Source organism: Chryseobacterium sp. WG14 (genome assembly GCF_024586945.1).
In the GTDB taxonomy this organism is placed as follows: Bacteria; Bacteroidota; Bacteroidia; order Flavobacteriales; family Weeksellaceae; genus Chryseobacterium.
The window spans coordinates 120,881-142,719 of sequence record NZ_JALCZD010000009.1 but is presented as its reverse complement, the minus strand read 5'-3'; the positions used below and the strand labels follow the sequence as shown (position 1 = coordinate 142,719).

General features: G+C 36.6%; 19 protein-coding genes and 2 tRNA genes. 12 read left to right on the top strand and 9 right to left on the bottom strand.

The genetic code is table 11. The features are described from left to right. Window positions 1-209: 209 nt before the first annotated feature. Window positions 210-1,517, bottom strand: a complete 1,308-nt coding sequence (gene murA / locus MP478_RS15725) for a UDP-N-acetylglucosamine 1-carboxyvinyltransferase (RefSeq protein ID WP_230040731.1) — start codon at window positions 1,515-1,517, stop codon at window positions 210-212. Next, complete coding sequence (locus tag MP478_RS15720) at window positions 1,517-2,194, bottom strand: DUF4290 domain-containing protein (RefSeq protein WP_230040724.1); 678 nt, start codon at window positions 2,192-2,194, stop codon at window positions 1,517-1,519. Before MP478_RS15720 ends, murA begins: the two co-directional genes overlap by 1 nt. Before the next feature lie 187 nt (window positions 2,195-2,381). Between MP478_RS15720 and MP478_RS15715 the strand changes: the two genes are divergently transcribed. Beyond that, a complete protein-coding gene (locus MP478_RS15715; RefSeq protein WP_257200946.1) occupies window positions 2,382-3,821 on the top strand; it encodes an alpha-amylase in 1,440 nt (479 codons plus the stop codon). 165 nt (window positions 3,822-3,986) lie between these two features. On the opposite strand, the gene MP478_RS15710 is transcribed toward MP478_RS15715, so the two are convergent. Beyond that, window positions 3,987-4,397 (bottom strand): thiol-disulfide oxidoreductase DCC family protein, encoded by a 411-nt coding sequence (locus tag MP478_RS15710; RefSeq protein WP_230040720.1) that lies wholly within the window; start codon window positions 4,395-4,397, stop codon window positions 3,987-3,989. A 5-nt stretch (window positions 4,398-4,402) separates the two neighbouring features. Further along, entirely contained in the window at window positions 4,403-4,870 is a 468-nt protein-coding gene (locus tag MP478_RS15705) for a heme-binding domain-containing protein (RefSeq protein WP_230040718.1), read from the bottom strand. A gap of 476 nt (window positions 4,871-5,346) precedes the next feature. Between MP478_RS15705 and katG the strand changes: the two genes are divergently transcribed. Then, window positions 5,347-7,623, top strand: a complete 2,277-nt coding sequence (gene katG / locus MP478_RS15700; protein ID WP_257200945.1) for a catalase/peroxidase HPI — start codon at window positions 5,347-5,349, stop codon at window positions 7,621-7,623. Window positions 7,624-7,912: 289 nt separating this feature from the next. Here katG and MP478_RS15695 read toward each other — a convergent pair. Both MP478_RS15695 and MP478_RS15690 read right to left on the bottom strand, forming a co-directional pair. After that, window positions 7,913-7,983: transfer RNA gene (locus tag MP478_RS15695), tRNA-Gln, on the bottom strand. A gap of 248 nt (window positions 7,984-8,231) precedes the next feature. Next, window positions 8,232-8,302: transfer RNA gene (locus MP478_RS15690), tRNA-Gln, on the bottom strand. Window positions 8,303-8,558: 256 nt separating this feature from the next. On the opposite strand from MP478_RS15690, the gene der reads away from it, so the two are divergent. Then, entirely contained in the window at window positions 8,559-9,869 is a 1,311-nt protein-coding gene (der, locus tag MP478_RS15685) for a ribosome biogenesis GTPase Der (protein ID WP_230040716.1), read from the top strand. A gap of 156 nt (window positions 9,870-10,025) precedes the next feature. After that, entirely contained in the window at window positions 10,026-10,676 is a 651-nt protein-coding gene (gene upp, locus MP478_RS15680; protein ID WP_047487971.1) for a uracil phosphoribosyltransferase, read from the top strand. Between the two features lies 1 nt (window position 10,677). On the opposite strand, the gene MP478_RS15675 is transcribed toward upp, so the two are convergent. The 3 genes from MP478_RS15675 to MP478_RS15665 all read right to left on the bottom strand — a co-directional run bounded on the left by MP478_RS15675 (window position 10,678) and on the right by MP478_RS15665 (window position 13,719). Next, window positions 10,678-11,364, bottom strand: coding sequence for an alpha/beta fold hydrolase (locus MP478_RS15675; RefSeq protein WP_257200944.1), 687 nt, complete (start codon window positions 11,362-11,364; stop codon window positions 10,678-10,680). 107 nt (window positions 11,365-11,471) lie between these two features. After that, window positions 11,472-12,125 (bottom strand): ComF family protein, encoded by a 654-nt coding sequence (locus MP478_RS15670; protein ID WP_230040708.1) that lies wholly within the window; start codon window positions 12,123-12,125, stop codon window positions 11,472-11,474. A gap of 121 nt (window positions 12,126-12,246) precedes the next feature. Then, complete coding sequence (locus MP478_RS15665; protein ID WP_257190849.1) at window positions 12,247-13,719, bottom strand: helix-turn-helix domain-containing protein; 1,473 nt, start codon at window positions 13,717-13,719, stop codon at window positions 12,247-12,249. 126 nt (window positions 13,720-13,845) lie between these two features. Here MP478_RS15665 and aceB point away from each other — a divergent pair, with 126 nt between their 5' ends. The 8 genes from aceB to MP478_RS15625 all read left to right on the top strand — a co-directional run bounded on the left by aceB (window position 13,846) and on the right by MP478_RS15625 (window position 21,837). After that, window positions 13,846-15,420, top strand: a complete 1,575-nt coding sequence (gene aceB, locus MP478_RS15660) for a malate synthase A (protein ID WP_257200943.1) — start codon at window positions 13,846-13,848, stop codon at window positions 15,418-15,420. A 169-nt stretch (window positions 15,421-15,589) separates the two neighbouring features. Next, window positions 15,590-16,870: an isocitrate lyase gene (gene aceA / locus MP478_RS15655; protein ID WP_257200942.1), complete on the top strand. Its 1,281-nt coding sequence runs from the start codon at window positions 15,590-15,592 to the stop codon at window positions 16,868-16,870. Between the two features lie 360 nt (window positions 16,871-17,230). Continuing rightward, a complete protein-coding gene (locus MP478_RS15650) occupies window positions 17,231-18,244 on the top strand; it encodes a terpene synthase family protein (protein ID WP_257200941.1) in 1,014 nt (337 codons plus the stop codon). A gap of 123 nt (window positions 18,245-18,367) precedes the next feature. Next, complete coding sequence (locus MP478_RS15645) at window positions 18,368-18,940, top strand: OmpH family outer membrane protein (RefSeq protein WP_257190845.1); 573 nt, start codon at window positions 18,368-18,370, stop codon at window positions 18,938-18,940. A gap of 129 nt (window positions 18,941-19,069) precedes the next feature. Then, on the top strand, window positions 19,070-19,453 hold the full coding sequence (locus MP478_RS15640; RefSeq protein WP_257200940.1) for a thioesterase family protein: 384 nt from the start codon (window positions 19,070-19,072) through the stop codon (window positions 19,451-19,453). A 71-nt stretch (window positions 19,454-19,524) separates the two neighbouring features. Further along, on the top strand, window positions 19,525-19,947 hold the full coding sequence (locus MP478_RS15635) for an SRPBCC domain-containing protein (protein WP_257200939.1): 423 nt from the start codon (window positions 19,525-19,527) through the stop codon (window positions 19,945-19,947). 1 nt (window position 19,948) lies between these two features. Continuing rightward, window positions 19,949-20,329, top strand: a complete 381-nt coding sequence (locus MP478_RS15630) for a hypothetical protein (protein WP_230040687.1) — start codon at window positions 19,949-19,951, stop codon at window positions 20,327-20,329. Window positions 20,330-20,394: 65 nt separating this feature from the next. Then, window positions 20,395-21,837 carry a serine hydrolase gene (locus MP478_RS15625; protein ID WP_257200938.1) on the top strand — a complete coding sequence of 481 codons (1,443 nt, stop codon included), beginning with the start codon at window positions 20,395-20,397 and terminating at the stop codon, window positions 21,835-21,837. The last annotated feature ends 2 nt before the right edge of the window (window positions 21,838-21,839 follow it).

Genomic DNA, 21,839 nt, shown 5'->3' with positions numbered 1-21,839 from the left:
AAATTAAGATTTCCTTTCGCTTACATTGGAGGTGAAACCATTCCTTTCCTTCAACGGCGTGGCAAATCGAAGATTTGATGTGGTGGTTATGCAGTGAAGAATCTAAACTGTTGATTTCTATAGGGATTCAGAATGATGAATTTTTTAGTTTTTAAAAAATAAAAAAGCGTCCGGATCACTCTGAACGCTCTATAGTAATAAAAATAATTTTATATTCTTTCGATATCAGCACCAATAGCTTTTAGTCTTCCATCGATATTTTCATATCCTCTGTCGATTTGCTCGATATTGTGGATAATTGATTTTCCTTCTGCAGAAAGTGCCGCAATTAAAAGTGCATTTCCGGCTCTGATATCCGGAGAAACCATTGTTGTTCCTCTTAATGGCGCTTCCTGATTTAATCCAATTACGGTAGCTCTGTGTGGATCACATAAAATGATCTGAGCCCCCATGTCAATTAATTTATCAACAAAGAATAATCTGGATTCAAACATTTTCTGGTGCACCAGAATACTTCCTTTAGCCTGAGTAGCTACTACCAGAATAATAGATAATAGATCCGGGGTAAACCCTGGCCATGGCGCATCTGAAATAGTAAGAATAGAACCGTCAATGAATTTCTGGATCTTATAATGTTCCTGAGCAGGAATATAAATGTCATCACCACTTTGCTCAAGCTGAATTCCCAGTTTTCTGAAGGTATTGGGAATAACTCCTAATTGGTTCCAGTTTACATTTTTAATGGTGATTTCAGATTTTGTCATCGCAGCAAGACCTATCCATGATCCGATCTCTACCATATCCGGAAGCATCGTGTGCTCAGTTCCTCTCAGATAATCAACCCCTTCAATGGTAAGAAGGTTAGAGCCAATTCCTGAAATATTGGCACCCATTCTGTTCAGCATTTTACACAATTGCTGAAGATAAGGTTCACAGGCAGCATTATAGATTCTTGTTTTCCCTTTTGCCAGTACAGCAGCCATTACGATGTTAGCCGTTCCGGTTACAGAAGCTTCTTCCAGGAGAATAAATTTTCCTCTAAGCTCAGTCGCTTTTAAAGAATAAAAATATTCTTCTTCATCATAATTAAATTCTGCGCCAAGCTCCACTAATCCCTGGAAGTGGGTATCCAATCTTCTTCTCCCGATTTTATCACCACCCGGAGTAGGCATATAAGCTTCCCCATAACGAGCCAGCATCGGTCCCATAAGCATGATAGAACCACGCAGCTTAGCACCATCTTTTTTGAACTCGCTGGATTTTATATAGTCGAAATTTACTTGGTCAGCTTTGAACGTGTAGTCACCGTGTCCGTTTTTAGTAATTTTTACCCCAAAGTCACCCAGAATTTCAATTAATCTGTTGACATCATGAATATCCGGAATATTTTTAATAGTGACCTCTTCATCAGTTAACAGAACAGCACATAAAATTTGTAGAGCCTCATTTTTAGCCCCTTGTGGAGTTATTTCACCCTGCAATCTTTTTCCTCCTCGTATTTGAAATGTTCCACTCATTATTTTCTGTTTTTATGATTATTGTTATGTCTCCTTTTATTGGGTTGATTTTTGTTATTACTGTTGTTATTGTTATTACTCCTATTATTGTTGTTACTGTTATTGTTTCGGTTGTTGTTGTTACTGGTGTAATAGATTTTACTTTTTTCAAGAGAATCTATTCCTGTAAGGTCCAACCTGTTTTCAGACAGTTCCTTCAGGTGGCGGAAAATAACATCATCCGTCACATGTTCCTTATTATAGACATTATAAGATTTCTTCATATTGTTCGCAATTACCTCGATAAGGGCTTCTTTTTCATCACCCGCCTCCAGTTCAATTGCTTTTTCGATCAATTGAAGAATACTTTTTCCGTAAAACTTAAAGTCTCCTTGAAGTTTTGGATATTCCATCCTTTTAGGTTTTTCGGCCAATTCTTCCATCGTAGGAAACGGATAAGGAGAATCTACATCCAAATCGTAATTTGCCAGAATAAAAAGATGATCCCAAAGTTTATGTTTATAATTGTCTTCGTCACGAAGTTGTGGGTTTCTCTGACCCATAAAATCGATGATTGCCATAGCCATTTCACTTCTTTCCTCTTTGGAAGGAAGCTCTTTGCAGCGCTCAACCAACTGTTGTATAATTCTGCCGTATTCGGGCATATGAAGCTGAGTTTTTTGGGTATTGTATTCCATAGTATGCAAATATATGGATTAAAAGAAAAATTGTTTCGAGAATATTAAAAATTTATGATTTTTTAATGAAAAATTGTGCTGGCCTTTCCTATGATTTATTATTGAAAATTAAAATATTTCACCGGAATTAGATTTTGTATGTAAGGAAATTGTAACTTGGTTAATAGGTTTATAATTAAATATTGCAATGAAAAAAACATATTTTCTTCTTTCTGTATGGGCTTTAGCATTAGCCACTTCTTGTGAGAGCAATGATGATATTGGTAATAAATCTTCACAAGAGCAGGAAGTACATGACAAAATTGTAAATGTCACTCACCATGACGGAAGACCCTTCAGTACGGGAGGAGGATCCGGATCTTTACAGGGCAAGTTTGTAGCTGGTCCCGGTGGGGGAGTTTTAATGCAGGGATTTTATTGGGATGTTCCAGAAGGGGGTAACTGGTGGAATACCGTTAAAGATAAATTGACGGCATGGTCCAATGCAGGGATTGGAGCTGTATGGCTTCCTCCGGCTTCCAAAGCTCAAAATGGACCTCTTTCAATGGGATACGACCCCACAGATTATTATGATTTTGGAAATTTTAATCAAAACGGGACTACAGAGACCCGGTTTGGATCGAGAACTGAGCTGGAAGCATTAATTACTAAAGCACACAGTGAAAATATGCAGGTGTTTGCTGATATTGTAATCAATCACAACAGCGGCGGGCAGTCTGAAGAGAATCCTTATACCGGAACGAATACCTGGACCAACTTCTCAGGAGTCGCTTCCGGGAAATTTCAAAGAAGCTATGAAGATTTTTATAAAAATGCTTACGGAAATAATGATGAAGGTTCTTTCGGTGGATTTCCGGACTTGTGTCATGCGAATCCTCATGTACAGGATTGGTTATGGGGAAGGGACGATTCTGTAGGAAAATATTATAAAAATGTGATGAAATTCGATGGCTGGAGGTTTGATTATGTAAAAGGATTTGGACCCTGGGTAGTGAATACCTGGAATTCTAAGGTGGGTGGATTTTCCGTTGGTGAATTGTGGGACTCCAATGTCAATACATTGGAATGGTGGGCAAATAATGCAAACAGTTCCGTATTTGATTTTGCAGCTTATTATAAAATGGATGAAGCCTTTGATAATGGTAATCTGAATGTTTTAAATGATGATATGATGTGGAAGAGAAATCCCTATAAAGCAGTCACTTTTGTTGCCAATCATGATACCGATATTATTAACAATAAAATGGCGGCATACGCTTATATCTTAACTCACGAAGGCTATCCAACTATTTTTTACAGAGATTATGAAGAATGGCTGAACAAAGAGAGATTGAATAATTTAATCTGGATTCATAATAATAAAGCTACAGGAACCACTTCCATTTTATATACAGATAATGATGAATATATTGCAAGACGTAATGGCTATAACGGAAATCCGGGGCTTGTAGTTTATATCAATACTTCGTCAAGCTGGCAGGAAAGATGGATTGAGACCAATTGGGCCAGCCAGCAGATCAAAGATTTTACAGGAAGTTCAGGCTGGTATCCTACAACTCAGGGAGATAAATGGGTGAAGATTCAATGTGCTCCGAATAGCTATTCAGTTTGGTCACTGAATCAATAAGTCTAAAAGCGATTAATTTAAATACTAGTCATTCTTTAAGAACCTTAATCATGTATTTTACGATCAAATTGATTAGGTTTTTATGGAATGACTTTTTATATGCTGCTGCTCTGGCAGGAAAGAGAAATGTTTTCCTGAGGAGAAAAAATCCTGATAAGATGCGGACTATACCTGGATAAATTTTTTCTTCTGATGTTGATCCGGCAGATAACATTTCTGGTTGGCCAGTTTCATTCTGTTTCTGGAAATTATATTATAAACTTTATCACTTAGAAATGCAGGCAATAGCTTTCCAATAGCTGAAAGCTTGTAAATTCCACCTAACAGGTCCGCAATTTTAAGTACTGCTCTTGATTTAATCAGATAATATTGTTCCGGCTTCCAAAGATACATGGTATTGAAATCCTTTGTTTCCAATCCTCTTTCAGATAAAAACTGCTGTCCGAAATCAGATTGTAGTGAAGCAAACATAAATTGGTCCTTTTTATCTCTCTCCAAAATCCATTGTACCCAGAAATTACAGACACCACAGTCTCCGTCAAAAAATACAATATATTTATTTTTCCAGTCTTTCATGATTTCTATTTATTAAACATGATACTTCTTTCGGTATCCTCTTTTACTTTTTTAAAATATTGAGAAAGTGCTGTACGCTGTTCATCCGTCAGTTTTGCATTCTGATGTCCCAAATAATAAGACTCAAGAGGCATTTCCTTTTTTTCTATCATTTCTAAACATTCTTCAATCTTATGAAGCTGTCTTTTAGATTCGTACACTGCAAAGGTAGAAAAATTAAGATGTTTTCTGCCTTCATTTATATGATTTTTTACCACCCATGAGGCTGGTGAAATATTAGAATACCATGGATATTTGGTTTCATTGGAATGACAGTCATAACAAGACGTACGTATAATTTTGGCAATAGGGTCCGGGGTATTTTTAATTTTCAGGAAATCCATACCCGGTGTTGGAGCAGGATTGGTTTTGTCAATAGGAAAAAACTGGATCATAATAAATGCCACAAGAATGACAACTAATACTTTTTTCATAGATGTTCATGTTTCTTATTAGGTTAAAGGTAGTTAAATTATTTTTTATGCTAAGTTGAGGTTGAAATATTTTTATGGGAAGCTGGAGAAGAGAAATAATAGCATGGATTTTAGATAAGCTATACCTTTTCCATAATTTATATAAAGGAGGTGAAGTCCTTTTGATAGACATAAAACTTCTTAGTATCGGTATTCTTCTGCCTTTCTTGTCCAAAAAGTATTACGTTGATCTATTCTAAATTGAGTGGGGTGCTGATGTTTTTTATCCACATTCATATGAATTTTCACTAACTTAATACCACAATTATGTCTTTAGTTTGCATGCTGTCGGAAATGTTTCTTTATAGTTTTTAACTATCATTGAAATAATTATTAATAGATTGTATTTATTAAATAAGCGTTGTAAGTTTGTCATGTTCTTACAACAAAATGTTACTTAAACTGTATTAATCAACATAAAAAATAAATAAACGACAATGGAAAAAGATTCGAATGACATCAGTAAATGCCCGTTTCATAATGGGACTATGAAAAAGAATGTAGCAGGTGGAGGAACCCAAAACCTGGAATGGTGGCCTGATCAGCTTAGAGTAGATATGCTGCGCCAGCATTCATCACTGTCTAATCCTATGGATAAAGACTTTGATTATGCTGAAGCATTTAAAAACCTTGACCTTGAAGCCGTAAAAAGAGATCTTCATGCATTGATGACAGATTCTCAGGATTGGTGGCCGGCCGATTTCGGGCACTATGGACCTTTGTTTATCCGTATGGCTTGGCACAGTGCCGGAACATACCGTGTAGGAGATGGTAGAGGTGGAGCAGGAGCGGGACAACAACGTTTTGCGCCTTTGAACAGCTGGCCTGATAATGTTAGTTTAGATAAAGCAAGAAGGCTGTTATGGCCAATCAAACAAAAATATGGAAGAAATATTTCCTGGGCAGACCTTTTAATTCTTACCGGTAATATAGCGCTGGAATCTATGGGATTCAAAACATTTGGATTTGCTGGTGGCCGTGAAGATGTCTGGGAACCGGATATGGATGTATATTGGGGGTCAGAAAAAACATGGCTAGGCGGAGATGTGCGTTATGCCCATGGTTCGGAAGGAGTCGTGGAGGGACATGCAGCCGTTCTTCCTACCGATGATGATGCAGATGGTGATATCCATTCCAGGAATCTTGAAAAACCTTTGGCAGCCGTACAAATGGGATTAATCTATGTAAACCCTGAAGGTCCGGACGGAAATCCTGATCCTATTGCTGCCGCTAAAGATATCCGCGATACTTTTGGACGTATGGCAATGAATGATGAAGAAACGGTTGCCTTGATTGCCGGAGGTCATACCTTTGGGAAAACTCACGGGGCTGGTCCTGCAGATCATGTAGGCAAAGAACCTGAAGGAGCCGGAATAGAATTACAGGGATTAGGATGGGAGAGCAGCTACAAATCAGGAAGCGGAAAAGATGCTATCTCCAGTGGTCTTGAAGTAACCTGGACAGAAACTCCGACTGAATGGAGCAATTATTTCTTTAAAAACCTGTTTGAAAATGAATGGGAATTGACGAAAAGCCCTGCCGGAGCTCATCAATGGGTAGCGAAGGATGGTGCTGAAATTATTCCTGATGCATTTGATTCCACTAAAAAGCATAGACCAACAATGCTTACGACAGACCTTTCATTGAGACTGGATCCTATTTACGAAAAAATTTCAAGACATTTTTATGAAAACCCTGATGCCTTTGCCGATGCCTTTTCAAGAGCTTGGTTTAAACTTACCCACAGGGATATGGGACCTCGTGCCCGTTATTTGGGACCGGATGTTCCTCAGGAAGAATTAATCTGGCAGGATCCTATTCCGGCAGTGAATCATGAACTGGCAGACGCTTCAGATATTGAAAATCTTAAAACTAAAATTTTAGATTCCGGATTGACTATTTCCGAACTGGTATCTACAGCCTGGGCCTCCGCATCTACTTTCAGAGGAAGTGATAAACGAGGTGGTGCCAACGGAGCAAGAATAAGACTGGAACCTCAGAAACATTGGGAAGTCAATAATCCAACACAATTACAGAAAGTATTAGGAACTTTGGAAGGAATTCAGAATGAATTCAATTCTCAGAACGGAGATAAGAAAATATCATTAGCAGATATCATTGTTCTGGCAGGAACAGCCGCTGTAGAAAAAGCCGCGAGAAATGCAGGACATGATGTTAAAGTAGCATTTGCACCCGGTAGAATGGATGCTTCTCAGGAACAAACGGATGTAGAATCTATGGGATACCTGGAGCCTGTTGCTGACGGATTCCGTAATTACCTGAAAAGAAAATTCTCAGTTTCTACAGAGTCTTTATTAATAGACAAAGCACAGTTGTTAACGCTTACCGCTCCTGAACTTACTGCTTTAATAGGAGGAATGCGCGCCTTAGATACGAATTTTGACGGTTCAAAACATGGGGTATTTACCACCCGTCCCGGAGTTCTTATCAATGATTTCTTTGTAAATCTTTTAGATATGGGAACACAATGGAAAGCCATGTCAGAAGATAAAGAATTATATATAGGAACCGACCGCTCAACAGGTCAGCCAAAATGGACGGCTACCCGTGCCGATCTTGTATTCGGATCCAATTCTGAATTGAGAGCTGTAGCTGAAGTGTATGCAAGTGCTGATGCGCAAGGTAAATTTATCAATGATTTTGTAGCTGCATGGACGAAAGTGATGAATCTGGATCGGTTTGATTTGGATTAACAGATCATCTATCATATGATAAAGACAGCATCACTGCTGTCTTTTTTGTTTTTTAAATATATTTGGAGACTGTTAGTATCATAAAAAAGATACTATTAAGAAATAAAATATACTGATGGAAAAAAAAGAATTTATAAACAGACTTGTTTCAATTACTTTAAAAAATAAAACATCCTTTCAGGGAATACTATATTGTTGTCGATTACGTGACAGATGGTTTTGATCCCTTTGTTGCCAATGTTGAAAAATGCATAAAAAACAAAAACCATCCTTAAAAAAAGATGGTTTGTAGACCCACAGGGATTCGAACCCCGACTGACGGTACCAAAAACCGGAGTGCTACCGTTACACTATAGGTCTGTTTATTTTGGTGATGCAAATTTATAGTTTTTTTTTAAATGTACAAATACCTTATCAAAAAATCTCTAGTTTTTACACTAAAAAATGATAGAGATTTATTTTTTCGGAATGATTTTATATTGAATCCTTGGAAAATACCCAAAAAGTACTGCTGATAAAAATAGCTTTATAGAAAAATAGAATATTACAGGAATCAAATTTATGATTCGTATAAAAAACAAAAACCATCCTTAGAGAAGAATGGTTTGTAGACCCACAGGGATTCGAACCCCGACTGACGGTACCAAAAACCGGAGTGCTACCGTTACACTATAGGTCTGTTTTGATGCTGCGAAATTATAGAATTTATTTTAAATATAAAAATGAAATAAGGAGATAATATAAGACTTTCACCTGTCTTATGGGTTTACTGGCTGATATCCAAATGATTATTTTTGCGAAGAATTTTCGAAATAAGGGATGTTTTTAATACTAAATAATAAAATCTTATCTTTGCAAAAAATTGGGCTCTAAAAGTTAGAGTAACCCATTAATAACTTGTCCCGAGCATAGCAAGGGATTATTAAACATTTTTTATGTCAAATATTGTCGCAATCGTTGGGCGTCCCAACGTAGGAAAATCCACGCTTTTTAACCGTTTACTAGAGAGAAGAGAAGCTATTGTAGATTCTACAGCCGGTGTAACCAGAGACCGTCATTACGGAAAATCTGACTGGAATGGAGTAGACTTCACTGTAATTGATACCGGAGGGTATGATGTAGGTACAGATGATATCTTTGAAGAGGAGATCCGTAAGCAGGTACAGCTTGCAATAGATGAAGCCACTTCCATTATCTTTATGATGAACGTGGAAGAAGGGCTTACTGATACAGACTATGAGATTTTCCGTTTACTGAGAAGATCCAATAAACCTATTTATATTGTCATTAATAAAGTAGATTCTTCTAAGGAAGAACTTCCTGCGACAGAATTCTATCAGTTAGGAATTGATAAATATTATACTCTTTCTTCTGCTACAGGTTCAGGAACAGGAGAACTGTTAGATGATATCGTTAAAGATTTCCCTACCACAGAATATAAAGATCCGTTTGAAGGGCTGCCTAAAATCACTATCGCAGGTCGTCCAAACGTAGGAAAGTCTACAATGACTAATGCTTTACTTGATGTAGAAAGAAATATTGTAACTGATATTGCAGGAACAACAAGAGATAGTATCCAGACCTTATATAATAAGTTCGGACATGAGTTTGTATTGGTAGATACTGCCGGCATGAGAAGAAAATCTAAGGTAAACGAAGATTTGGAATTCTATTCCGTAATGAGATCTATCCGTTCTATTGAATTTTCTGATGTAGTAATCATTATGGTAGATGCTACACAGGGATGGGAATCTCAGGATATGAACATCTTCGGACTGGCTCAGAAAAACAGAAAAGGAATTGTGATTCTGGTAAACAAATGGGACTTGGTAGAGGATAAGCAAACCAATACAATGCGTGATTTCGAAAAAGCTATTAAAGATAGAATAGGACAGTTCCAGGATATTCCAATTTTATTCGTTTCTGCTTTAACGAAGCAAAGAATCTTAAAGGCGGTAGAAGTAGCAATGGAGGTTTATAATGACCGTAAGAAAAAGATCAAAACTTCAAAACTGAACGAGGTAATGCTTCCTATTTTTGAGCAGACGCCTCCACCAGCCAATAAAGGAAAATATATTAAAATTAAATACTGTGTTCAGCTTCCTACGCCATCACCACAGTTTGTATTCTTCTGTAACCTTCCACAATATGTGAAAGAACCATATAAAAGATTTGCTGAAAACCAATTGAGAAAAGAATTCGGGTTTACCGGAGTTCCTATTGAAGTGTATTTCAGACAAAAATAAAATGACTTTTAAATAAAAATCTGGTAAGGAAATATTCTTACCAGATTTTTTATAACTATATGTATTCATTTCGACGCTCCCTGCAGATTCGTTTTTTAATTGTAATTTTGCGGAATTCAATGTCGATTAACTGTAATTTATAAACTTAAGATATTCATGCTTAGTATTTTATCACAAAATTTTTCTCTTGTAAATGAATGGATTAATGAACTTCGAAACGTGGAAGTTCAGCATGACCGGATGAGATTCCGAAGAAATATGGAAAGAATCGGAGAGATTGCAGCTTTTGAAATCAGCAAAGGGCTGGAATACAGAGAAGTTGTTATCCAGACTCCTTTAGATACAATAAAAAGCAGAGAAATTGCGGTACAGCCGGTAATTACCACTATTCTGAGAGCAGGAGTTCCATTGTTTGAAGGAATTCTGAGTTATTTAGACAGGGCAGACTGTGGTTTTGTAGCAGCTTACAGAAAACACGATGCTAACGATTATTTCTCTATTAAGCAGGATTATCTCACTTGCCCGAGTATTGAAGGAAGGCCTTTGATCGTAGCAGACCCCATGTTAGCAACAGGTGCCTCTTTAATTGAGGCCATCAAAGATCTACTGACCAACGGAAATCCTACCCAGCTTCATATTGTAGCAGCAATTGCATCAAGACAAGGAGTAGAAACCGTTCAGAATGCTTACCCTGACGCTCAGATCTGGGTGGGAGCCATTGACGAAAACTTAACTTCAAAAGGGTATATTACCCCAGGGCTCGGAGATGCCGGAGATTTAAGCTACGGAGAAAAACTTCAAAGATAACTTAAGAAAGATTCCAGAAATCTTTTATATTATTCAATAACAAGGTTGGTCGTACTTTATCCATCGGGTGTTTTGTATCCGGAAGTACGGCCAGTTTTGCATTCGGAAGACTTCTGTAAACATGGGCACTCTCTTCAATGGTTACCATATTGTCTCTGTCTCCTATCATAATCTGGACAGGAATATTAATCCCGGCAAAATTATCTTTTAATGGTGGATTTTTTCCTAAGTTAATCATTAAATCAGCAATTGCAGGAAGTAATTTTTGCCATCCAGGACCATGTTGAGCTTCTAAAAGCTGGGCGTACTGCGGGACTTTAGTAAGAATAACTTCAGGATCCAGCATTTTACTTTCTTTTAAAGCCTGTTCTTCAGTCCAGTCAAATTTTGTACCCAGCGTGATGATGGAGTTTACATTTTCAGGTGTTTCCATAGCATAACAAAGCGCAATATAACCTCCCATGCTGTGTCCGAAAAGATATACATCTGCCAGACTATTGCTATTGCAATATTCTTTTAATTCCTGGGTATATTTTTCAATACTGATACCTTCTGTTGAAAGCGCAGTACTTCCGTGTCCCGAAAATAAAGGAGTATGAACAGTAAAATACCGTGATAACTGCTCTAAGTAAGGGTGAAAAAGATCACTGTGGCCTAAAGCGCCGTGCAGTAAAATAAGATGAGGCATGATGTTGTAGTTTTCCGGAAAATTAAGAAAAAGAATTTGAGGACGAAAGAAGTTTGAAAGATTTTAGAATTTCACCTTAAAGCTTTTAATCTGTGAACTTGTGGCTATTAAACATCTACCGCCATCACCAGCACACTTACCTTATTATCACCAGCCTTTAAAATTTCCCATGCAATGGATGAAACGGTGTTTCCTGTTGTAAAAACATCATCAATAAGTAAAATGTGTTTTCCCGTTACTGGTTGAGTGAGTGAAAATGTATTGACAGATTCCAAGCGGTGTTTCTTATCCTTCAGTGCCTGGGCTTTTGAATAATGATTTCTTTTAATCAGGTTATGCTCAAATGGTATGTTGTAAAACTCAGATAATGTTTCTGTGAATAGATGCAGCTGATTGTAACCTCTTTCCCGTAATTTTCTGGGATGTAAAGGTACGCTCACCAGCAGATCATGCTTTATCTCTTTAAAATCCAGACGTTCTATCGCCCATTCTGCCAGAATTTTTCCTGTTTTTTCCCGGCTTCTGTATTTGAGTTCATGGATAATTTTTCTGCTTAACCCTTCTTCCTCAAACTGTATCAAAGCATAAGTGTTCTCAACAGGGAAGAGTAACCTGCATTTTTCTTTGACAGGATTATTTCCCAAATAATCATTATGGGTGAAATGAATTTGGCTGAAACATAAGTCGCAGACCAAAAGATCAGGTTCTATAATCCTGCTGCAGTGGATGCATCGGTTAGGGAAAAATAAATCAAGCATCATTGGTGTGTTTTTAGCTAAGTTAGGAAATTGTTTGTTGTTAGTAAATAAATAGCTGTTTTTAAACTATTCACCCTCTTAAACTTTCATAATCCAGACTCTCACATCCTCCAACTCTCTGACCCTAAAACTCTTTCCTGATCTTCTCAATAGCATTTTTCATACTGAGATTAAAGTGCTCTTTTTCCAGCCGGACGGGAGGAGTCTGTCTTACTTCACAATCCGGAATACTGCAGGACTCACAGGTAACCCCAACGTTAATGGTTTTTAAAGACGGAGATTTTATAAAGCTTATTTTTTTTATGGTCTGGGGATTCAGTAAAATACCGAGGCAGTAACTTCTGTTGCTGCCATCAGAAAATGGATTTTTTTGAGATGTTGAGATAACCAGATAACTTATTCCCTGGTCTTTATAATGGGAGATTTGAGCATCTGTCAACGTTTCATTTTCCTTTAAATGGTGCAGGTTTTTCACAGCGATCCATCTTCTGCAGTAATGCTCATTCATAGCATTGGCATGGGGCGCTTGCTGGTGATTGAGATGCAGCTCTTTTAAAATCTGTATTTTATCGGAATCTTTCTTCTTTACCAGACATAAATAAAACAAATCCTTTATCCCCATTTCAGCAGAAAGGATATTGGTTAACCTGTAATAGAAAGTTTCCGGTGAATTGGTAAAGCCGTTGATAAGATTTTCAAAACTTTTATATTCCCAGTTATTTTGTTTAAAAAAATCTGAGGTTTTTTCAATGGCAGGTTCTTTTGGTATTAATAAGGCTCCTGCAAAATAAGAGGCATAAAAATTATTAAGAATTTCTTCAAAACTTCCGAAATCAAGCCATGAATAAGTAGTGGGACGAACCCTTAAGTCCAGTACATTGAACCCTATTTCTTTGGCAAGAATAAACGTCTTCTGATCCTTTTCAAGTTTTTTGTTGAGCAGCAATAATTTTTTCTCAGGTACAAATAAAGACCGGAGATTATCCAGGGTTCCATATTTTTCAAAATCTTCAGACTGAATATGATAACTGAATTTTTCCACAAGGATATTTTCTAAGGCTTCAGATTTTAGGTTTTTATCAATATACAATTGATTTTCTTGAGTAAATAAGCTGACTTTTTCTTCTATTTCCGGAAAATAATTATCATACAGTTCCTGAAAAGACCGCAATACCGCAAAATAAAATCTCTCTTTCCCAAGGTTATAGTTTTGGGAAATTTCAATCAGGGCATTAATAAAAGCTGTTACTTTTTTGGGTGCATCACTGATAATACTGATAAGGTTGTTTTTATTGATCCCAAATAAATCTAGGGGAATTTCTTTGAAAAAATCGGATTGCAGTATTTCATTGAATGGCGCTAAGCTTTTATCCAGTTTTGTGGATACAAGATCATCAAAAGTACAGTGTAAAGCATCAGAAAGCTGGATGATTTTATCGTGTTTCGGATATTTCTTTCCATTTTCAATTTCGTTGAGGTAAGATTTTGATAATCCGGTTTTTACAGCAAGTTCCTGTAGAGACCAATTTTTCTTTTGTCTCTGCTGCTTCAGCTTTAGCCCGAAAACTGTTTTGATAAAGTCACTTTCTGGATTCATTACCCAAATATAAAAAATTGAATGCGATTATTCGCATAATAGTTTTTAAAATAAATTAGCGAACGTTCGCTGATTGTGAAAATTTTTATTTATGTTTGTAATATCAAATCACAAAATCAACAAGTTATGGAAACGCAGGCTAAATTAAAAATAAAGGCTCAGAAACAGTTTGAAGAAATTTTAACTCCGGATTTGCTGGAATTTCTGACAGCACTTCATCAGAATTTCAACGATAAAAGGCTGGAGCTTTTAAAAGAGAGAAAAAAAACTCAGCAGGAATTCGATAAAGGTGCTCTTCCGCAATTTTTGAAAGAGACAGAAGAAATCAGAAACGGAAACTGGACCTGCGGATCATTACCGGAGGATTTACTGGACAGAAGAGTGGAGATTACAGGCCCGGTTGACCGAAAAATGATCATCAATGCATTGAATTCCGGAGCTTCAACATTTATGGCTGATTTTGAAGACAGTACCTCGCCGACATGGGAAAATTGTATGGAAGGGCAAAAAAACCTTTCTGATACCGTCAGCAGAAAAATTGATTTTACCAACGAAAATGGAAAGGCGTATAAGCTTAATGAGAAAACCGCTGTTTTATTGGTTCGTCCCCGTGGCTTACATCTGCCTGAAAAACATATGGAGATCAATGGAGAAGAAGCATCTGGCTCACTGACTGATTTTGGAATTTATTTTTTCAGAAATGTAAAAAAACTGTTGGAAAAAGGAAGTGGTCCTTACTTCTATCTTCCAAAACTGGAACATTATAAAGAAGCCCGCTGGTGGAATGATGTTTTTGTATTTGCTCAGAATTACCTGGAAATTCCCCAGGGTACAATTAAAGCAACTGTTCTGATTGAAACCATTACGGCTTCCTTCCAGATTGATGAAATCTTATATGAATTAAAAGAGCACAGCGCAGGGCTGAACTGCGGAAGATGGGATTATATTTTTTCCTATATCAAGAAACTAAGAAACCTTCCTGAGTTTATTGTTCCGGATAGAGATCAGGTAACAATGACTTCTCCTTTTATGAGTGCCTACTCAAAAAGAGTGATTGAAATATGCCACAAAAGAAATGTTCATGCTATTGGAGGAATGGCAGCTCAGATTCCGGTAAAGGATGATGAAGAAGCCAATAGAATTGCTTTTGAAAAGGTAAGAAGCGATAAAGAACGTGAAGTAAAGAACGGACACGATGGAACCTGGGTAGCACATCCAGCACTGGTGACAGTGGCAAAAGAAATTTTTGATCAGCATATGCCTGAAAAGAATCAGATCGATAAAAAATTCGAATACCATATCAAAGAGACAGACCTGCTGGAAATTCCTAAAGGAGAAATAACGGAAAAAGGGGTCAGAAAAAATATCAATGTAGGAATCCTTTATTTGGAAAGCTGGCTGATGGGAACCGGTGCCGCGGCCATATACAATCTTATGGAAGATGCGGCCACCGCGGAAATCTCCAGAACCCAGATCTGGCAATGGCTGAAAAATGAAGCTGTTTTAAGTGGCGACAGAACGCTTACCCGAAGTATGGTATTGCAATGGGAAGCTGAAGAAATGGAGAATATTGAAAGCTATGTAGGAGAAAACCGTTTCAAAACCGGAAAATTTAACCTAGCCAAAGAACTTTTCAATGAATTGATCTTCTCAGAAAATTTTGAAGAATTTTTAACCCTGAAAGCGTATCCTTTTATTTAGTTTGAAGGTGAGAGAGTTTGAAAGTTGTAGTGATAAGTTTAAATGAATGTAATTTACCAACTATCAACTATCAACTATCAACTATCAACTGACAACCATACTCAATACTCTCACTCCTACTGCCAGACTACTAATCCCTAACCTCTAAATTAACAAAATCCAAAATATTATGAAATCTAAACAAGAACAAATCCAGGCTATAGAGCAAGATTGGCTGACAAATCCACGCTGGAACGGCGTTAAAAGACCTTATACAGCTGAAGAAGTTTTAAAACTCAGAGGCTCTTATAAAATTGATTACACCATTGCGACAGAAATGTCTAAAAAATTCTGGGATAAATTAAATAGCCAGGATTATGTAGCCGGCCTTGGTGCGCTTACAGGTAACCAGGCGGTTCAGGAAGTGGATGCCGGGCTGGAAGCGATTTACCTTTCTGGCTGGCAGGTAGCGGCAGATGCTAACTTATCGGGAGAGATGTATCCGGATCAGTCTTTGTACCCTGCCAATTCAGTGCCTGCTGTAGTGAAGAAAATTAATAATGCTTTATTAAGAGCAGATCAGGTGCAGTCTGTAAGCGGAAACGGAGATAAAGAATATCTTGTTCCTATCATTGCGGATGCTGAAGCAGGTTTTGGAGGAAACCTAAATGCTTTTGAACTGATGAAACAGATGATTGAAGCAGGAGCTGCCGGGGTTCATTTTGAAGACCAGCTTTCTTCAGCTAAAAAATGCGGACACTTAGGAGGAAAAGTATTGGTTCCTACACAAGAAGCTGTTAATAAACTGATTGCTGCACGTCTTGCGGCAGATGTCTTAGGAGTTCCAAGCCTTATCATTGCAAGAACAGATGCTGATGCAGCTGATTTATTAACATCAGATATTGACGACAGAGATAAAAAATTCGTCACAGGAGCAAGAACTTCCGAAGGATTTTATGTGGTGAAAAATGGAGTAGAACAAGGGATAGACAGAGGATTATCCTATGCTCCTTATGCAGATTTAATCTGGATGGAAACTTCAAATCCAGATTTGGAACAGGCAAGAAGATTTGCCGAAGGAATTCACGCAAAATTCCCTGGAAAGATGCTGGCTTACAACTGTTCGCCTTCATTCAACTGGGCAGCCAAGCTAAGCGTGGAGGAGATGTCTACTTTCCGTGAAGAATTGGCAAAACTGGGCTATAAATTCCAGTTTATCACATTGGCAGGATTCCATGCCCTGAACACAGCAATGTTTGAATTGGCCTTAGCCTATAAAGAAAGAGGGATGGCCGGGTATTCAGAACTTCAGGAGCGTGAGTTTGCACTGCAGCAAAAAGGATTCAGAGCAGTGAAACACCAGTCTTTTGTAGGAACAGGCTATTTTGATGAAGTACAGAATGTTGTTACAAACGGTTCTTCAGCTACCGTAGCCATGAAAGATTCTACAGAAACGGCTCAGTTTCATTAGTCATTTTTTCCATATTTTTTGATACTAAACCTTCTCTTTTCGGGGAAGGTTTTTTTTGGTGGTAGAATTGTCACAAAATTTAAAAAAAACTACCCATTAAAAGTTATTTTGGTTACTTAAACTGCCTTTATTTTACATGAAATTGTTTGAATTATTAAAAAATATGGATGTTAAATGATTTTAGTTCAATAGATTATAGGTTATTAAGCTTAAAAATTAAATTTTTATAGGTCGATATAAATTAATATGTAAATTAGTATGCAATATTCATGACTGTATCTTTTTGATATTTAATAAGATATGTTTTTTTAATCAATAAAAGAATTATTAAAATTAAAATAAGTATTAAAGTATATAATCATGAATAACGAAAACTTTGACACCGTTAAATTCCTTTACAAAAATTTTACGTATCCCTTTCCTGTATTAAAAAATCCCCAGGCAGATTATCTGCAGGAAATTACTGATGAACAATGGATTGATGGAGAATATTTTTGGATTTATAAAAATAATCCTGAATTACGTAAAAAGTATAAAAAGACTAAAACAGCTCATATTACAGCCTGTTTTTTTCCCATAGCATCCCTTGAGCGTCTTAAACCTATGGGTAAGCTGATGCTTTGGGCATTTTATAATGATGATCTCTATGAACAAATTGAGGCTGAATATCTTGGAGATGTGCGAACTCAATCAACTGCTATATTGAATGGTGAAATGGAAGTTTCTGCTTCAACTATACCTTTGGGCGGGATGTTAGCTTCATTGCGACAGGAACTGTTGCAGTTCGTTCCGGAAACATCTGTTTTCCGGCTTAGTCAAATGGTTGACAGGTATTTTTCAGGATTGGAAGCAGAATTAAAATATAAAAAGAACGAACAGTTTCCAACAATATCCGAATGTATTGCTCTGAGAGAAAAATCAGTTTGTTTATATCCTTTTATGCAGCTTATAGAAGTGGAAGCTGGGATTGTATTGCCTCCGGAGGTTCATGAGCATCCTGTTATCCAGCGTCTTCAGGCATTGATATGTCAAATGACAGTTTATTTTAATGAAATACAATCACTCCGGAAGGATGAAGCTACCGGATGTATTTATTATAATATGGTAAAAGTTATCCAGAATGAATACAAAATGACATTAGAAGAAGCCTGTCTTGAAAGTCTGCGTCTCCATAATGAGGGTCTTGAAGAATTTATAAGTTTACAAAACTCTCTTCCGGATTTTGGAATGTGGAATGATGCAGTTGTCAATTGGGTGCACTCTATGAGTCTGTTTCTGAGTGGCTGGAAAACTATTTCTGCCAATCTTGACCGTTATAATGGAACTGCTTTTCCCAGTGCTTTAGAACTTCAGAAAAAATTAAGCGAAATATAATCATTGTTTAAATTAAAGAAGAATTTCTTTAGTTAAGAATGTTTTTACCTATTTAAATTTGATAACAGATAATTAAAAAATTGGATTATATTTGAAGTCGGAAAAAACAATTTTTTAAACAAAATGAATTTAATTAAAGCCCTTTTTATTACAGCAGGATTAGTACTTAGCGCAAATACTGTACATGCTCAGCAAAAAATAGGTAGCGTAAACACGGATGAAGTTTTTTCAAGCTTACCGGAGGTGAAAACAATAAGTGCAACGATTGATAACCTGACGAAAACCAAACAAGCTGAGGTTGAAAAGTTAATCGGTGACTATCAAGCTAAGCTGAAAGCAGCTCAAGATAAAGAAAAAACATTGACTGAAGCTAATAAAGAATCAGTGACTAAAGAACTGATGGCAGCACAGACGGAATTAGATGCTCTAGGCAAAAAAGTAGAAACAGCAAGAACGCAAGCCGGTAAGGAAATTTCAGCAAAACAAAATGAATTGTTGGTTCCATTACAGCAGAAAGTGCGGGGAGCTATTGCAGCAGTGGCAAAAGAAAAAAGCCTGAACATGGTGTTTGATACAGCTTCACAAGGGAATAATAACCTTATCTACACAGATGGAAGCGAAGATATTACGGACAGTGTAAAAGCTAAATTAGGAGGTTCAGCAACAACCTCTAAGCCTGCAGCAAAATCTAAATAATCACCTCAATAGATTAAATACTCTAAAACAGAACCGGTCAATATCCGGTTCTGTTTTTTTATTGCCATTTTATAACAGAAGGAGCGGCTCTATTTTATTTTTTATTATAATTTTGAGTAAATTTCAGAAATGGGTTTAGTATATCAGAAAAAAATAAAAGTAACGGAAGAGCATATTGATCAGAACAATCATGTTAATAATGTTCAGTATGTACATTGGGTGGAAGAAATAGCTGCTGAACACTGGGATCTTTTAAAACATAAAACAGAATATGAAAATGATGTTTGGATGCTTCTGGATCACCATATTCAGTATAAAAAGCAGGCCTATCTGAATGATATGATCACCGTAAAAACCTATCCTCTGTCTCCTGAAGGAGCTAAGCAGCCAAGAAAAGTTGAGTTTTACTGTAATGACAAGCTTTTGGTGGATTCAAGCACACTTTGGGTTTTATTTGATCCTGAAACAAAAAAAATTAAAAGACTGGAAACTAACTGGCTGGAAAAATTTTAAATAATAACATACAGTAAACGACTCCAGATAAAACAAAAAATACTATATAATCATTCTGAAAACCAGTTAGCATGGCAACAAATATTTCAACAATAGTGATTAATGCACCAAAACAGAAAGTTTGGGATACTTTAACACAACCTGAATTCGTAAAACAATGGCAATACGGAAGCAATCTGCTTACAGACTGGATCGTAGGAAGTGCTATAGAGTTTATAGCAGAATGGGAAGGGAATGTATTTAAACAGTGGGGAACCGTTTTGACATTTATTCCGACGGACAGTTTAAGTTATAACCTGTTTGCCCCCAGACCGGGCCTTGAAGATAAGCCTGAGAATTATTTTATCATGAAATACATTCTGACGGATCTTGGCGGAAAAACAAAACTTGAAATTATACAGGAGGATAACAGACCCGATGCTGTACAGGAAGAGCCACAAGGTAAAGAAAATCCGGTTCTTCAGGGATTAAAAAATATTGCGGAAACAAGTTGATATGAAAAGGAAATTAAGAAAAATACATATCAACAATATGGAGTATTTGTATTCTGTTACAGATACATATCATGCAGGTACGGAAACCAATACTTTAACGGTGAGAATATTTTTAAGCGGACAGAAAAAGACCCCTTTAATCATTGAATTTCTGACTTCTGATGATTATTTTATGGGACAGCCCTTACAATCAGGAATTATACTAATCAATAAAATAACTTCCTCTGAAGATGAGGTTAACTTTAATGAGCCCGGGTATATACGACAACTTATCCTGCAGGGACAAAAAAAAGGCTGGACAGGAACTAATGCAATGGAAAAACAAAACGGACTGGATTATTTGGCAGAATTAGGGTATGAAACGGATCAATTAATTTCATGAAATTATGTAATGTAATAAAGCTGTCAATTGTCTATAATAAAGAAATATCGACAGATTAACATATAATGAAACAATCCATTTTAGCAGCGCTCTTTTTAAATTTTTCTTTTTTGGGGTACAGCCAAACAGCAGAACAGTCAAAAGCAATCGACAGCTATATAAAAAAAGTTATCCAAATCAATGAAATTCCCGGAATGGCTGTTGGAATTGTAAAGAACAATACAATAACCTTTCAGCAGTATTATGGCAGGGAAAATTTGGAAACCAGTAAAAAGGTGAATTCCAATTCTATGTTCAGGATCTATTCTACTACGAAACTGATATCAAATGTGGCTCTTTTTAAGCTTATTGAAGAGGGAAGATTATCCCTGGAAGATAGAGTGTCAAAATATGTGGCCAACTTGCCCAATGAGTGGCAAAACGTACAGGTAAAAAACCTGTTGACCCATTCTTCCGGCCTTCCCAATTGGGTTGATTTTAGTGATATTTCAGTAAATGCAACAAATGCTGAAGTTATTGCCCGGTTATCAAAGGAAAAAATGGAATTTGAAACCGGAAATGAATATAGATACAACCAGACAAACTATCTTCTGATTACCATGATTATTGAGAAAATAACAGGGAAGACCTATGAAGATTATGTCCTTGAGAATCAATTTCAGGATGCTGAAAACCAATTGGTATTTTCATCCAATCCTGTTGAGAAAATTCCTAACAGAATTGTAAAGTATAATTATAATACAACAACAAAACAATACGAAAAGGTTACTGCTATTGACGGTGTGAGAGCACATTCTTCAAATGGGTTGGCGATTACACTCCCTGCTTTTTTACAATGGGGTATTCATCTTAGCAAAAATGATTTTCTGAAACCGGAGACAAAAAAAATGATGTGGCAGCCCTTTCACTATAAAAATAATGGATTTGATTTTGCGTATGGTTGGGAGATTACAGATAACAATAATACAAAGTCATATGGCTTTTCGGGGGGAAACGTAAATGCTTATAGTATCTTTCCGGATAACGATATGGCTGTTGCCGTTATGTATAATGGAAATAAAGGGTTTCCAGTGATGTACCAAATGATCAATCATATTGCCGGAATTATGGATAAACGCCTTATGAATCCCTATACATTGGCAGAAGAAATGACAATAGCTGAACCTTTTGTACATCCGGATCTTAAAAAAGAAGTGTATGGATACAGAACAGAAAATGACAAAGTAATTTTTTCTTATCCATATCCTGAAAATCTAAGTACTGAGTTTATCAAGACTATTTCAGTAGCAGGCTCATTTAATGATTGGAATAGTGAGAATACATCTTATCAGCTGGTTCTTAAAAAGAATAATGTGTTCGAAGTTGCAGTACCCAAATCTCAGTTTGAAAAAGGAAAAACTTATGGTTTTAAATTCGTAATGAACAAAAACGGATGGCTGACTATTCCTTACAATGCCATCAATGTAGATGGATCCGGGGATAATAATCTAACCTTAAAAATTGATTAAAA

Bases quoted from the DNA above. Each gene is read 5' to 3' on its own strand.
- MP478_RS15625 (WP_257200938.1), top strand. From the start codon at position 20,395: ATGAAACAATCCATTTTAGCAGCGCTCTTTTTAAATTTTTCTTTTTTG.
- der (WP_230040716.1), top strand. From the start codon at position 8,559: ATGTCAAATATTGTCGCAATCGTTGGGCGTCCCAACGTAGGAAAATCC.
- MP478_RS15720 (WP_230040724.1), bottom strand. From the start codon at position 2,194: ATGGAATACAATACCCAAAAAACTCAGCTTCATATGCCCGAATACGGC.
- MP478_RS15650 (WP_257200941.1), top strand. From the start codon at position 17,231: ATGAATAACGAAAACTTTGACACCGTTAAATTCCTTTACAAAAATTTT.
- MP478_RS15675 (WP_257200944.1), bottom strand. From the start codon at position 11,364: ATGCCTCATCTTATTTTACTGCACGGCGCTTTAGGCCACAGTGATCTT.
- MP478_RS15715 (WP_257200946.1), top strand. From the start codon at position 2,382: ATGAAAAAAACATATTTTCTTCTTTCTGTATGGGCTTTAGCATTAGCC.
- MP478_RS15665 (WP_257190849.1), bottom strand. From the start codon at position 13,719: ATGAATCCAGAAAGTGACTTTATCAAAACAGTTTTCGGGCTAAAGCTG.
- murA (WP_230040731.1), bottom strand. From the start codon at position 1,517: ATGAGTGGAACATTTCAAATACGAGGAGGAAAAAGATTGCAGGGTGAA.
- MP478_RS15710 (WP_230040720.1), bottom strand. From the start codon at position 4,397: ATGAAAGACTGGAAAAATAAATATATTGTATTTTTTGACGGAGACTGT.
- aceA (WP_257200942.1), top strand. From the start codon at position 15,590: ATGAAATCTAAACAAGAACAAATCCAGGCTATAGAGCAAGATTGGCTG.
- MP478_RS15705 (WP_230040718.1), bottom strand. From the start codon at position 4,870: ATGAAAAAAGTATTAGTTGTCATTCTTGTGGCATTTATTATGATCCAG.
- upp (WP_047487971.1), top strand. From the start codon at position 10,026: ATGCTTAGTATTTTATCACAAAATTTTTCTCTTGTAAATGAATGGATT.
- MP478_RS15645 (WP_257190845.1), top strand. From the start codon at position 18,368: ATGAATTTAATTAAAGCCCTTTTTATTACAGCAGGATTAGTACTTAGC.
- MP478_RS15635 (WP_257200939.1), top strand. From the start codon at position 19,525: ATGGCAACAAATATTTCAACAATAGTGATTAATGCACCAAAACAGAAA.
- aceB (WP_257200943.1), top strand. From the start codon at position 13,846: ATGGAAACGCAGGCTAAATTAAAAATAAAGGCTCAGAAACAGTTTGAA.
- MP478_RS15640 (WP_257200940.1), top strand. From the start codon at position 19,070: ATGGGTTTAGTATATCAGAAAAAAATAAAAGTAACGGAAGAGCATATT.
- MP478_RS15670 (WP_230040708.1), bottom strand. From the start codon at position 12,125: ATGATGCTTGATTTATTTTTCCCTAACCGATGCATCCACTGCAGCAGG.
- katG (WP_257200945.1), top strand. From the start codon at position 5,347: ATGGAAAAAGATTCGAATGACATCAGTAAATGCCCGTTTCATAATGGG.
- MP478_RS15630 (WP_230040687.1), top strand. From the start codon at position 19,949: ATGAAAAGGAAATTAAGAAAAATACATATCAACAATATGGAGTATTTG.